The 13,839-nt window shown below is 66.3% G+C and carries 9 protein-coding genes; 7 read left to right on the forward strand and 2 right to left on the reverse strand.

The window, feature by feature from the left end; translation table 11 throughout:
• Nucleotides 1-214 (reverse strand): SAM-dependent methyltransferase (locus AC4HOU_RS00005; protein ID WP_490723968.1); only part of this gene is annotated, 214 nt, incomplete at its 3' end.
• Between the two features lie 407 nt (nt 215-621).
• Here AC4HOU_RS00005 and AC4HOU_RS00010 point away from each other — a divergent pair.
• The 4 genes from AC4HOU_RS00010 (at nt 622) to AC4HOU_RS00025 (ending at nt 5,585) form a co-directional block, all read left to right on the forward strand.
• Nucleotides 622-1,860, forward strand: a complete 1,239-nt coding sequence (locus AC4HOU_RS00010; RefSeq protein WP_490724238.1) for a helix-turn-helix domain-containing protein — start codon at nt 622-624, stop codon at nt 1,858-1,860.
• Nucleotides 1,861-1,880: 20 nt separating this feature from the next.
• Nucleotides 1,881-2,591 (forward strand): creatininase family protein, encoded by a 711-nt coding sequence (locus tag AC4HOU_RS00015; protein ID WP_490723969.1) that lies wholly within the window; start codon nt 1,881-1,883, stop codon nt 2,589-2,591.
• A 601-nt stretch (nt 2,592-3,192) separates the two neighbouring features.
• The gene (locus AC4HOU_RS00020; RefSeq protein WP_195026179.1) at nt 3,193-3,372 is read left to right on the forward strand and encodes a hypothetical protein; all 180 of its coding nucleotides are present in this window, start codon (nt 3,193-3,195) and stop codon (nt 3,370-3,372) included.
• 200 nt (nt 3,373-3,572) lie between these two features.
• A complete protein-coding gene (locus AC4HOU_RS00025; protein ID WP_324195748.1) occupies nt 3,573-5,585 on the forward strand; it encodes an N-6 DNA methylase in 2,013 nt (670 codons plus the stop codon).
• On the opposite strand, the gene AC4HOU_RS00030 is transcribed toward AC4HOU_RS00025, so the two are convergent.
• Nucleotides 5,579-7,069: a serine/threonine-protein kinase gene (locus AC4HOU_RS00030; RefSeq protein ID WP_195026177.1), complete on the reverse strand. Its 1,491-nt coding sequence runs from the start codon at nt 7,067-7,069 to the stop codon at nt 5,579-5,581. The genes AC4HOU_RS00025 and AC4HOU_RS00030 overlap by 7 nt on opposite strands.
• Nucleotides 7,070-7,335: 266 nt before the next feature.
• Between AC4HOU_RS00030 and AC4HOU_RS00035 the strand changes: the two genes are divergently transcribed.
• The 3 genes from AC4HOU_RS00035 to AC4HOU_RS00045 are packed head-to-tail and all read left to right on the forward strand — an operon-like array spanning nt 7,336 to nt 13,839.
• On the forward strand, nt 7,336-9,009 hold the full coding sequence (locus tag AC4HOU_RS00035; RefSeq protein ID WP_195026176.1) for a PD-(D/E)XK nuclease family protein: 1,674 nt from the start codon (nt 7,336-7,338) through the stop codon (nt 9,007-9,009).
• The gene (locus AC4HOU_RS00040) at nt 9,006-10,181 is read left to right on the forward strand and encodes a pPIWI_RE_Y domain-containing protein (RefSeq protein ID WP_195026241.1); all 1,176 of its coding nucleotides are present in this window, start codon (nt 9,006-9,008) and stop codon (nt 10,179-10,181) included. Before AC4HOU_RS00035 ends, AC4HOU_RS00040 begins: the two co-directional genes overlap by 4 nt.
• Nucleotides 10,174-13,839, forward strand: coding sequence for a pPIWI_RE_Z domain-containing protein (locus tag AC4HOU_RS00045; protein WP_195026175.1), 3,666 nt, complete (start codon nt 10,174-10,176; stop codon nt 13,837-13,839). Before AC4HOU_RS00040 ends, AC4HOU_RS00045 begins: the two co-directional genes overlap by 8 nt.

The raw sequence follows: 13,839 nt of genomic DNA on the forward strand, positions 1-13,839 counted from the left end.
GGTACCTGGCTACTCGATGCAGCCAACGACGGTTCATCTTCGACACATCACGCTGCCGTGGCGCTACCCGGAGGATTTGTTCGAACGCAGCGCGATCGACGTCGTAGTTGTCCTTGCCGCCCAACGAATAGTCGTAGACGCGGGCGATACTCGCCCGGCTGGTATCCACACCGACGGGCGCTCGCACTCCGGTCAGCGATACAGGAGAAGACATGTATTCCTCACTCGATCAACTCAACTCGTGGGTGAACGGCGGTGACAGCGACCCGAGGCGCTCCGAGCTGAGGCGTTCGTCCGCGCCTCGGCCCGGAGCGGTGTGACTCGCCGGCTCCTCGATCCGTTGGCACCGCTGGGTTGAGACCTGTTGAGCTGCTGGTTCTTGGCTACGATTCTGTGGATGCGAGAACGGGCGTAGAAGCGCCGAAAATGAATAGGTCTTATTCATCCGAGGAATATGGTCCCGGCAAGGGGAAGGCCCGAATGATCACTGATCCTCACGTCCCGAATGACCGATGCCCATGGTGCGGTGGCCGTCCCGGGTCGACGATGCTGTGCGTGAGGTGCCGAGGAAACGCTGACCAGGTGCCGAAGCTGCCTGACCATGCGTGGTGGTCGGGCGACATGCGCCGGGCACTGGATGCTCGCGATATCGGTGCGGTGATCCGCGCGTTCCGATACCACCCGTACCACGCGCGAACGGTCTCCCAGCAGGACATGGCGCGGTGGCTGTCGATCACCCAGGGATACCTCTCTCGCATCGAGACAGGCCGCGTGCCGGTGTCCAACCTCAACACACTCATCAGTTACGCCCGCACGCTTCGAATACCGCCAGCGCTGCTCTGGTTCGACCTGCCCACTCCACGGGACGAGAACGTCTCGGCGGTCCGTTCACCGAGGAAATCCACTCTCCTCCCCCAGCGACTCGCGGCGCTGGTCTCCGCCCCTACCGAGGACCAGTTGGCCGACACCCTGCTCACCAATCTGGGCGGGTACTCCGCCCGTGACCAATTGGCCGGACCACACGACGTGATCGAAGTCGTCCGCCATGACTTCGCCTTCATCAATGATCGGCTGACCTCCGCCCGAAATCGCGGACCCAACCGGCTGCAATACACCGCAGGCCGCTACGCCGAATTCCTGAGCTGGCTCTATCAGGACTGCGGAGACCTCGACACCGCTGGCCACTGGTCCCGCATCGCGCTGAACCACGCGCAACACGCCGAGGATGCCCAGTTCCGGGCGTACACGCTGATGCGCAGCTCGAACATCGCCACCGACGCCGGCGACCCGAGCAAGGCGAAACAATTCATCGACGCCGCGCTGGCCCATTCCGCTGCGCTCACCCCACGCCAACAAGCCGCACTCCTTCGCCAACGGGCCCATGTTTCAGCCCTGCGCGCGACCCACTCGAAGGACCGCGAGGACATGCGGGAATGTGTCGACGCGCTGGCCCGCGCCACTGAAGCCGCAGCAGAACCCACTACAGATCCGGATGAACTCGCCGGCTACTGCTCACCGGAGTACGTCACGATGGAGGCCGCGCACTGCTGGATCGAACTCGGGCAACCTGAGCGAGCTCTCGCGATCCTCCAGCCCCGTCTGGGCGCGTGGAGCACCGAAAGTCGCCGCGACCTCGGCATGGGCCTTGCGCGACTGTCCACCGCCTATGCCGGAGTAGGTTCGTGGGAGGAGACCCTGGAAGCGGCGAGTTACGCGGCTACCATCGTCGCCGACACCCGGTCGCACCGGACACTGGCACAGCTACGCGCCACCGAAAACGTACTGGTCGCGGCGGGCCAGCCGGATATTGCCCGGGAGCTGGCGCACTGCGTCCGTGCCGTGCATCGTGCGCATCCCTAGCGAGAGTAGGAGACCTCCGAGTGGAGCTGATCACCACCGCAACCTCGACCGACATCGCCCGCGCCATGCCGACGATTGCGGTCTTGCCGGTCGGCAGCTTCGAACAGCACGGTGACCACCTCCCGCTCTCCACGGACACGATCATCGCCTGCCTGATCGCCCGCGCCCTTGCCGACGCCTATCCCCTCTTCCTCCTGCCACCAGTGACCATCTCCTGCTCCCATGAGCACGAACAGTTCCCCGGCACCCTCAGCCTCAGCCACACCACCCTCACCGCTGTGATCACCGACATCCGCGCATCCCTCGCACGCTCCGGCATCCCCACCCTGGTGCTGGTCAATGCACACGGAGGCAACTACGTCCTCAACAACATCGCCCAAGAAGCGAACGTCACCGGCCGCAACATCCTCATCTACCCGGGCCGCGACGACTGGAACAACGCCCGGCACGCCGCCGGGATGGACACCAACTCCCACGACGACATGCACGGCGGCGAACTCGAAACCTCGATACTGCTCCATGCGGCACCCGAGCTGGTGCACTCCTCCTTCCGGGACTCCGACCACCACGCACCGGACCGGCAGCATCTGCATCTCCTCGGCATGAACGCGTACACCAGCAATGGCATCATCGGACGTCCCTCAGCAGCAACCGAAACCAAAGGGAAAGCGGCACTTGATGCGCTTACCCGGGTATTCTCTGACTACATGACTCTGTTGTCGCATCTATAGATCGACAGCCCACACCGCCCTTATCAGACGAGTCGGAGACATTGACGACGTCGGTTCGACCCAGCACCCACTGACTCGTAAGCCGATGCCTGCGACCAGCAACGCGGCACCGCTGATCCTGGCGGCGATGGGCACCGACTGGGACCGGGTCCTCCGGGTGCCCGATCGACGCTGCAATGACCGTCGGTACGCGATGACCTAGGACAAATCCGCCCAACTGGGATATCGACCTCAGCGCAGCATTGAAGACGGGTTGGCCGAGACCATCGCCTGGTACTGCGCCAGTGCCACATGTGGGCGCCGATGCTGGCCGCCCGCACCGGCGCCGGAGTCCGGCCGTGACCGGGGGAGCGGGTGCTCGTTCCTGGTGTCGGTGGCCCATCATTGCCTCAGCCCAGACGGCCCGACCCGCAGGCGACACACACGATCAAGAGGGTCGCCTAACGACACTCGGCAATCGCCATTGCCAGAGGTCAGTCAGGCCCATGCGCCAGCCAGAGCTCCCCCACACCGGCCCCCTCACGAAACCGCCATCCATCTCTAGGTCAGGGATCACGTATCACAGGCCTACGTCCAGGCAGACGGCCGCCTCGCTGAACACATGTGCCAAGTCCACCTACTCGACCTCACCCGCGACCTGCACCGTGAACATCGTCCCGACGACCGCATGGTCCACTTCGCCGTCGCGACTCTGCTGTTCGCCGACGATGTGGCTAGGGCCAAGGTGCACTCCGTTGCCGTCATCGCCCTGCCGCCGCCCACCTCCACGTCCAGACCCTGAACAAACGAGAAGTCGCGTAGCCACCGAAGCCTATGGCGTTTGCTCGTCGAGGGCGGCGAGCGCGAGGCGAGGCCAACTCGGACCAAGTGGACTGTGAACAAAGTCAACGACTAGGCTGCGCGACATGTGGGGATTCTTGGCCACATGGTCTCTTCTCCGCCGAACCGGGCCGCAGGCCCCCACCCGATCCGGAGGATGTAGTGCCACAGCAGGACGCGGTACCAGTCACCCTGGCGGAGATCGCCCGGCTGGCCGGCGTCGGTCGAGCCGCTGTCAGTAACTGGCGGCGGCGCCACGGATCTTTCCCGGCCCCGATCGGGGGAACGGATGTCAGTCCGCATTTCTCTCTGGTGGAAATCGAGAGTTGGCTGCGTGAGCAGGGCAAGCTGGGCGATATCGGCACAGTCGAACGGTTATGGCCCCGCTTGGACAATCTCGGTGACCGGAATCAGTCCGGTCTCGTTATCGCGGCGATGGCGTTACGGCGTCCGGCACCAGGTGTTCGTGTGGAGTCAGTCCCCGAGATCACGCTCGGGCACGAGTCCGCATCGCTGGTCCGGCAAGCAATGTCGGCAGCCGAGCACGAGCGCTCCCCCGGGGAAACTTTCGAATACCTACTCGGCCGCTGGCTCGACGTCCACGTCCGACAGATCACCACGACGCCGCGCCTGTTCGCCGAGTTGATCGCCGCCGTCGCCGTCGAGAGCCGGACCGGACCGGCTCCCATGGGCTGGACCGTGCTGGACCCGGCCTGCGGCTCCGGCACTCTGCTCGCCGCGGCCGGCGCGGCGCTGGGAACAACGGATCGGCGCCTGATCGGTATCGACCTCGATCCCGTGCTGGCGGCTGTCACGGCAGCCCGGCTCACCACTGAGGCAACCGCCGACAGCCGAACCGTCATCGATATCGCCTCCGGCGACAGCCTGCTGGCGGACCCTCGAAAACAAGTGCTCGCGGATCTCGTACTGTGCTATCCACCGTTCGGTAGCCGGGATTGGGGTCATGAAGTCCTCGCGACTGATCCGCGATGGCGATTCGGTTTGCCGCCACGCGGTGAAGTCGAGCTGGCGTGGGTGCAGCACATTCTGTCGCGTCTCTCACCCGGCGGCGCAGCGGTGGTGGTCATGCCGCCGGCCGCCGCTTCACGGAAGGCGGGCCGTCACATCCGCAGTTCGCTCATACGGTCGGGGGGGCTGCACGCAGTGATCGCGATGCCGGTCGGGGTCGCCCCACCACACAGTGTCGCACTGCACCTCTGGGTGTTGCGGCAGCCCAATTCTGCGGCGCCGGGCCGACATCAGGTTCACCTGGTCGATGCGACGTCGGCGGCACGTCCGGCCAACGCGGCGGACTGGGCAAAGCTGACCACCGCCGTCGTCGCCGCAATCGCCGACCGGCCACGCCCGCTGCACCCTGTTGAGGACGATATTGCGAGCCGAATCGTCTCCGCCGCCGAACTCATGTCGGGTGATGCCGATCTGACACCGGCCCGCCATATCCCTTCCCCGTCCAGCAGTGTTCCGCCGCAGGCGATGGCGACCTCGTGGTCGGAAGTCGCCCAGACCCTGTCCTCTCTCGAAGACTCGCGACGTATCCTGTCGTCGCTGGACTGGCATCAGTCGCCCTCGATAGGGACGACGACGATCGGTGAGCTGATTCGGGCCGGTGTGCTCGATCTGCACGCGGGGCAGGCATTCGACCCGGATGCTGTGCGGATCGGGCCGCGCGAGAAGGGTGACCTTCCTGCACTGACGGTTCCTGATCTCATGGCTCGCGGTGTTCCCCGGCGGTGGATGGCCGGGCGCGCGGCCCGGGCGGCGCGTCTGCTGGTGACCGAGCCGAACGACGTGGTCGTAGCCGGCGTGACACGGGCCTTCACCGCCTGGGTCGAGGACGATGCGCCGACCGTACTCGGGCCGCAGCTCTATGTATTGCGCACCGACCCCGAGCGACTTGATCCGTGGTTCCTTGCCGGGTGTTTGCGTGCGCCGTCGAACGGGAGGCAAGCGGGTACGCACACCTCCAGCGCGGCTCGCATCGATGTGCGGAAGCTGAGGGTGCTGCAGCTGCCCATCGACGTGCAGCGACGATACGGCGCGATCTCCCGCCGCATCGCCGACTTCGAAAGGGACCTGGAAAGTCTTGCCGGGCTGGGCGCCTCGCTGATCGCCGAGCTGAGCGACCGCTTGGCCATCGGCCTCCTGGGTCAGTGATCTCCCAGGTGCCGCAGGACGTCCTCTACCTGCTCCACATACTTCAGCTCTCGCAGATAGGTCACGAGCTCCGCCCACACCGCCCGGACCTCCCCCGCGCTCTCGGGCGACAGTGCGGCGATTGTCGAGTCTAATTCGCCCAACGTAGTCAACGCTGGTTCGCTGTTGCCGAACGCGAGCCCGCATTCTGCGGCACGCAACCTGCAGATCGCCACAGTGACTTGGTCATCAACGGTCGTGCCGCCTTCCAGATCATCTGCGATCTGCCGGTACAGGTCCTCCGCCCGGCCGCACTCGCCCTGGATGCGAAGTCCTTCGGCCGCCAGGAACCGGGCCCGCCGGGCCTCCTCCCGGCGCGGACCCCACTCCTTGCGGATCGCGTCGGCCGACTCGGCCAGCGCGGCCAGCGAGGTTCCGGGGCTCCCAGTAACGAGCTCCCGCTCCGCGGCAACGCACAACTTGCGCACTTCGCTGCGTTTTAGCCAGGTGCTCGACACTCGCGGACGGGGTGCCGGCGCCGGGCCCGGCGGCGCCCCCTCACCGCTCGGCGACCGGTACCACTGCGTGGGGTCCGGGGTGGGGCGTGGCGCAGGGACCGGGGCTGATCCCGGCGCGGGCAGGAATGGGGTCAGCACCTCGACAATCTCGGCCATATCTGGCCGCTCAAAGGGCTGCTTCGCAAGCATCCGATTGACCAGATCGTCGATCGCCGGTGGCACATGTGGCACGTATTCGGCCAGTGACGGGGGTGCGCAGTCGAGGTGTTGCCCTGCCAGGCCGCGGCGGTCGCCGGTAAGGAATGGGGTACGCCCGGTGATCATTTCGAACAGAATGCAGCCGAGCGGGTAGGTGTCCGTGCGGGGCTCGACCGGATCTTCGCGGATCTGTTCAGGAGCTTGATAACCTGGGCTACCCAATGTCCCACCCTGCATGGTGTAGCGAGTGGTTCCGGAGGTCAGTGGCAGCGCGATACCGAAGTCCAGCAAAAAGACGCGGCCGTCTTCGCCGATGACGATGTTCTGGGGCTTGAGATCTCGATGCACAACAGGCTTCTGGTGCGCGGCCTGGAGCGCGCCCGCCACCTCCACTGCGATCACTACGGCGTATCCCCTTGGTAGGGGACGCCACCGATCGAGATACTCGCGCAGTGACACGCCGTCGATGAACTGCATAACCAGATATGGGGTGCCGCGATGGTTGCCATGATGAACCAGCGCCGGAATCGCCCGGTGGTTCATCGCCCCCAGCAACTTGGCTTCGCGCTCGAATCGCGCATAGACAACCTGTAGTTCGTCATCTCGCCACCGCGTGTCGACCGAATCGGCGATCTCCTCGGACGGGCGCAGGAATTTTACCGCGACAGTGCGATCTGACTCCGCGTCGTGCGCCCGCCATACTTCGGCGACGCCACCCTTGCCGATCGGCAATTCCAGCCGGAAACGAAAATCGACCAGTGCGCCGGCCCGGATCTCCCGCTCGCTCATCGTCGGCACCTTTCGCGACAACCGACCGAGATCAGCGCCACCAGAAGCAGTTTCGGCACCGAACTCCTTTCGATCCAGGACGGCACGGCACCGTCGACGTGAAGCACCCTAACAGAAAACTGGCTATTGACTATGTTCACAGCCAGTGCCATGGTGGTGTCGGTCCGCAGCGTGATAGCACGGGCAGGGGTTCACCACCACTCAGCACGGGAGGCACTGTGGGCACATGGATTCGACCACCAGGAACCGAAGGAAATATCGGGCTCGTGCGCGTCAGCAGCGTGGTCGCCCGGGAAGCACCCCAGGACTGCCCGGTACACGTCGCGGTCCGCATTCGGCCGCAGGTGCGTGCCAGTGCACGCCGCCGTCGCGGCGAACCACCAGTCATCGACTTCGTCTTCGATCCCTTCATGAAGGCGCTGGACCACCTCGAAGGGGGACCGAACACACTCGACGATACCCTCGTCGGATTGCGGCGTACCGCAGGACGATTCGGTAATAGTGGGCCACCTGCTCATCCCGGTCTAATCACCTGGACCGAAGAGGCGCTGGCCCGCTATGTCGCGGCTCGCCAGGACCGCCACGGCGCAGTCGACGGCCGCGGCGGTGACCTCCTGCCGGCCAGCGCCGAGTGGGTTGCCTGTTTCGGCGCGGTCGACGGCCCGCCAGATGCACGGGGAATCCAGCGGATCGAGCGCACCGCGTGGGGGCGCCGGTACACCTCGCCCGACGGCCGGATACGCGAATTGTGGCTGCCATCCATCGGCAAAGTCCGTGAAGACCGGCCGGACGCCGAGATCGCCGCGGCGGCAGCCGTCGTGGCACAGGGCGCTGCCTGCGCGCCGTCGAGGTGGTGGGAGCCCTATCGCGAACTCGACAGCCAGCTCCGCACACCAGAAGTAATTCGGATCGTGGGATTCAGTAGTCTCGATGGTCGGACGGAGATCCTTTTTGAAGGGGATCCGGACATGATCCGCAAGGCTTTCCGGACGCACACCGCGGCTGTTTTCGCACGTGCGGTCGCCGGCGGTGATCCTGTGCCCGGGGCCTCCTGTGTCAAGTGCAAAGCGATCGCCCGCTGTGACACCCTGCCACGCACGCCGCGGCTGTGGGGCGCCGGCGACCCGGACGTGGCGCGGCCCAGAAGGAGTGTGTCGGTCTGGGACCTGCGCGTTCACGCCCAGTGCCCGGCCCGCTATCACCTGACTCGACAGCTCAAGCTGCGAGGCGACGACGAGGAGCCACCGGCGGCGCGTCGCGGGCGCGCGGTAGACGGCTGGCTGAACGAACGTCACCGGAAGCCGGCTTCGGGCGGCTGCCGCGGCGAGACCTTGCCCGAGGACCCCGCCGACTGGTCCGCAGAGAACCACCGGCTGACCGGACAGGACGCGCTCGACGGTGCCGCGATGCTCCTCCGGCATCGGGTGTTGTGCCCGGTTGGTCGCGGGGAATCGTTCGGAGATTTCCAGGTTCAGCGCCAAGTCACTGCCTATGACGAGGCTCTGGATGTCGTCGTGATCGCGACTCCGGACCTTCTCTACACCGATGGCGGCGGCTGGGTGTGGCGCGAAACCAAGACCTCCAAGTCGCCCCTGTGGGACCGCAAGCCGCTGATGCGCACCTACCCGCAGCTCGCGATGGCCACGCTGCTCCTGTCCGCCGGCGCACTACCCGGCGCGCCGCAGCGTTCACGTGTGGAGCTCGAACTGCTCACCCCGGATCGCTGCAATCTCGAAACCCTAGATCCATCGCGACCTGCGGTCGTCGACGAGGCTCGCACCATCATCGCCGACTTGGCCGGCCCGCTCCTGGCTGACAGCACATTCGCGCCCCGGACCGGACGACATTGCAACGGCTGCGAGGTCCGCCGCTGGTGTGCTGAGGGACGCGATTTCACAAACGCGCCGAACGACGACACGACCATAAACGGATGCCGATGAGCGGCGTGCTGACCGAACACCGTGACGGCGGCGATCTCGGACTGTTGCGGACCATCGCTACCGCCGTTATCCGCCTGGCGGACGCGACCGGACCACAGGCACTGTCGGTGCCCTACGATAGCGAAGCCGTGCGGGCACTCAATGGCACCGTGCTGGCATGCCTGAAGCTGGGCGCCGAACCTCCGGCAAGTCTGCCCGATCTGCTGCTGTGGTGCCGGACGCGACCCCTCGAGGACTGGCCGCTGGATTTGCCCGAGGATGCTTTTGGTCCCGACGACCGCCTCATCGACGAACAGTCGGGTGAACCGACCCAGTTGTGTCACGAATGGTGGGTTGGAGGACGCGACAGCGCCGCCGCCGAATTCGACCGAGCTGTCATCCATTCCGCGATGAAGCGATGCCAGGAGGCATCCTCGCCGGAGTCTTACAGCGCATTTCGCCGCCTGCTGGTCACCGCACCACTCCTCACCAGCGACAAAGAGCTCGAGATCGCCACCGACCTCTACCTCGAGCCGGTACGCGAGCTATTGGCACTGGCCTATGCGCCGGCACCCCTCGGCTACTGCCGACGTGGGAAGTTCGTGACATGTGGTCGGTGCGGAACACTGCTCACGCCCACGCTCGATGAAGGCTGGTGGTGCGAGCGCGACCAGTGCCGAAGCCGTGGACCGGCGCCGCTGGGCAGGGAACATCCTGCCACAGGGACCGGTGCGCTGCTGTATCTGGTGCGACCGCTGCGTCATTTCGTCACCGGGCCGGGCCTGGCCGAGATCGAGCTGGAACGGCGATTGAGGGCGATGCATGGCCTTCGGGTGGAGATGTGGCCTGGCTACGACGCCTACGACATCCGGATCACATTCCCGGACAACCATGTTTGGGCCGTCGATGTCAAGGACTGGGCCCACCCCGGGTTGCTCGGGCAGGCAGCCCGACCCGTCCCACCGGAACCACCCTACGACGAGGCGTTTTGGGTGGTCCCGCAGTTCCGGGTCGACACCAGGCGCGACTATCTCGGCATCTTCGCGCGCCATCGTGCAGCACGAGCAGGAAACCTTCCCCTGCTGACGGACCGGGCCCTCGTCGCTGCCGCGGCCGCCCGGCTGCGTCAGAGTACCCGGAGCGATTCTGTGACCGATAGCAACCATGAGACCGAAAGAGAACCCGATGCGTGACCGCACGAGCTGGCACCGCTCCGTCACCGAGGCACTACGGCCGCACGCCGAGGAGTTCGGAGAGGTTCGTCCGGCCCTGATGTGCCAGGTAGAACTCGGCCTGCGGCTGCTGGAACGTCTCGATCCCACCGCGCCCGCGTCGGGTGTGTGGCCCCTGCTCGGTGGCTATCCGTTCGGCGCCGCCGCAGGCTTGGTCCCCGGCGACGCCGAACAGCGGCTGATCACCAACGCCCGGCATCTGCTGTGGACGATGCGTCGTAATCGAATGTGGCAGCAGAGCCTCGACGTCTATCGTTCTCTGCCCGAGCGACTGCGCGGATATCGGCTGTGCGACAACGACGAACCGGCAACCCGTAGCACCCTGTTCGTCGCAGATGACCGTTTCGCCGCCTACGACCTGGCGCTCGAGGCGCTCCCTCCATACGACCGGTCCGCGCTGCCGCTCGCCCCGGCCGGGGCCGCCCGATTCGTCGTCGAGCGCCGGTTCCGCACGTCGGTCACCATACCCGAGGAGCTGCTGTTCTCCCCGAAACCAGGTCACGATCTCACCGCAACCCGGGCGCCCGGTCCGCTCCGGATCCCGCTGACAGAACTCGCCGCGACCGCCTCCTGGATGGACGAGAAAGAGACAGCAGCCGACGCCAAGCCGGGTAGCTGGGCCCGGCGCTTCGGTGAGCTCGAACTCGAGACAAGGACGAGAGAGGGCACGGGATTCGAGCCGGCCACCGAACTGCGGCTCGACCGGCTGACCCATCTCGTCGGCATGGTCGGCGCGGGCAAGAGCACCCTGATGACCGTGATCGCCGCCTGGGGTGCACGCAACGGACTGCGCACGACGCTGGTGGTCAGTGACGTGGCCGAGCAGCTCGCCCTCACTGAAACCTTTGCGGTGCTAGACCTCCCGGCAGCACCCGTGCTGGGCAACTCGACCAGGGAACGCCACGCGCAGCGATTGCATCGGCGCATCGCGTCCCGGACGGGGCAGCCCATACTGCTGCACGAGGATCCCGGTTTCACCTACCTGAGTACGGCGTGCGCCCTGGACGCACAACGCGGCCTCGAAGCAGTGGAGCCGCTGCGCTACTCCGACGCGCCGTGCACGGCTCTGTACCCGCCGACGCCCGCGCCGACGTCGGACCCATCCTCGCTGCCGGCCGGATACAGGGCGGCCGAGACCACCTCCACCGAGGGCGACGATCGGCTCGGCACTGCGCACGGATGTCCGGTGTGGAGCCGGTGTCCGCGGCACCGAGCCGCGCACGATCTCGTCGATGCAGACATCTGGGTCGCCAATCCGGCCAGCCTCGTGCAGACCGCCGTCCCACCCCATCTCAACGCGGAAAGGTTGCGGCACCTGGAACTAGCGTGCTCGCGCAGCGATATCGTCATCGTCGACGAAGCCGACCGGGTCCAGATGCACCTCGACGACACCTTCGCTCCGGCATCGACGCTGGTCACTCGGGGCCCCGAGTCCTGGCTGGATCGCCTGGGCACGCACAAGATCGCCGAGCTTGCCCGCAAGGGCCGGGTCCAGCTCGCCGAGCGCGATGTCGAGCGTTGGACCGCGGCGCTCGATGTCGTCAGCGCCACCACCAACCGGCTCTACGCGCTACTGATAGACGATCACGAGCTGCGCTCGTGGGTGGAGATCGACTACTTCAGCGCCTGGACCCTGCAGGAGAAGCTGCTCGAGGACTGGTTTCCGAGCACCAGCAAGAGACAATCCGATGACCTGGTGGAACACGAGGAAGCTGTCTTCGACACCAATGGCAGCGCTCCGACATCGGGCGCCCACCGTCCGCACGGGCCAGTCACTCCCTGGGCGCAGCGACGTTCGGACGTCACCGCCTGCATGGACGCCTTCCGCGACGACCCCCTCGGCGACCGGGGTTCGCACAACAGGGTCACGGACCTTCTCATCCGCACCACTCACGACCTGCTGCACACCCAGGACGAAACCCGGACCCGGACTCGCGTGCGCTCCCTGCTCGCCCAGTTGCTACGCGGGGCACCCGAACTCGAACCCACCACCGAGAAACAGCCGAGCTCGTCGGCACGCACGCGCAAGAAGCCCGATCCGGCCGATATCCGCGGGAGCGAAGACTGGTTTGCACGAACCGCGCGCCGCCTGGAGTTCACCCTGCAGCTCGCGGTGCTGCATCAACGACTGAGCCGGATCACCTACCTGTGGCCACATGTCGAAGCCGCCCTGCACCTGGACCACACCGACAACGAACTCGCGCGGCGCCCACCCCTGGACTATGCCCCGATCGTGCCCGAGGCCCCGATGGGCAATGTCCTCGGATTCCAGTACCTGCCCGACGACCCGGATCTCACCTACCGCCGCGCCGGACACTGCACCGGCACACTCCGCTTCTTCCGCTGCGCAGGTGTAGGCCGGGAGCTGCTCCACGCGCTGCCCGACCTGGGCGCCGACCCCGGCGCCGGTCGGCCGGGCCCGCACGTACTGCTCATGTCAGCGACCAGCTGGGCGGGCACTTCCACGCGCGCCCATGTCCTCGCGCCGGTACAGGCAGTGCTCAAGCCGCACCGCGAGGCCGTCGAGGCCGTGCAGTCCACCACCTTTCGTACGAAATTCCTCTACGACAAGGACAATCGGCCGATCACGCTGTCCGGTCAGGATCAAGAGGTGCGGACCGATGTGCTGCGTCAGCTAGTCAGCCAACTCGGTCGGTCACCCCGCAACGGTGACGTCAGCCCGATCGAGGAGGAGCTGGCCATGATCGGCGATGAGCGCCGGCGCCGCGCGCTGCTGTTGGTAGGCAGCTACACCGACGCGCGGATCGCCTTCGAGGTACTCGAGCAGTTCCCCCGCTGGCGGGGCCAAGTCCGTGTTCTCACTCGCGACGACGCTGACACCGATGGCAGTGACGGCGCTATCGGCCGCCGCGGCTCAGCGGTGCGGCGTGGTGATCTCGCGTCCTTCGCCGACGACGATTCCGCCGAGATCCTGATCGCTCCCTTGATGGCGATAGAGCGCGGTCACAATATCCTCAGTCCCGCACGCACGGCCGGCGGTGATCGGGTTGCGGCCTTCGGCACAGTCTTCTTCCTCGTCCGACCGCACCCACAGCCCGACGACCTGTCGCTTGCGGTGTTCGCCGTCAACGACTGGGTATCCCGGTACACCCGCGACCTCGTTGCACATCCGGACCACGGCACTTTCTCCCAACTCGTTGCGCAGGCAACGGATCTCGGACAAGCCGGCCGCACGTTCCGGCGAATCGCCCGCGGGGAATGGCGCCGCCTGCTGACCCGCCGCTACATCTACTCCCGCTTGAACACGACCGAACAGACATCGTTCGCCTGGGATCAGCTCGTCAGCATCTGGCAGGTCATCGGACGGCTGGTGCGCGGCGGTGTGCACGCCCGGGTCGTGTTCGTCGACGCCGCGTTCGCCCCGGCAACGGCATGGAACACCATGCCGGCCGACCCGGCTACAGGGCCCGGCCGTGCACCTGACGCCGGACTGCTCGTGCGTCTCCGCGACGTGCTGGCACCGTACTTCACCGCGGACGCCGAATCCGGGACTTACGCCGACCCTGCCGAACCTGCGCTGGTGCAGACCCTGTACGGCCCGCTCTACAACGCCCTGCAGAACATACGCCTCGATTCCCAGCACGTCCCGCTCCTCTGA

This window comes from Nocardia sp. JCM 38205, from assembly GCF_058222935.1.

Bases quoted from the DNA above. Each gene is read 5' to 3' on its own strand.
- AC4HOU_RS00010 (WP_490724238.1), top strand. From the start codon at position 622: ATGCGCCGGGCACTGGATGCTCGCGATATCGGTGCGGTGATCCGCGCG.
- AC4HOU_RS00020 (WP_195026179.1), top strand. From the start codon at position 3,193: ATGTGCCAAGTCCACCTACTCGACCTCACCCGCGACCTGCACCGTGAA.
- AC4HOU_RS00030 (WP_195026177.1), bottom strand. From the start codon at position 7,069: ATGAGCGAGCGGGAGATCCGGGCCGGCGCACTGGTCGATTTTCGTTTC.
- AC4HOU_RS00040 (WP_195026241.1), top strand. From the start codon at position 9,006: ATGAGCGGCGTGCTGACCGAACACCGTGACGGCGGCGATCTCGGACTG.
- AC4HOU_RS00045 (WP_195026175.1), top strand. From the start codon at position 10,174: ATGCGTGACCGCACGAGCTGGCACCGCTCCGTCACCGAGGCACTACGG.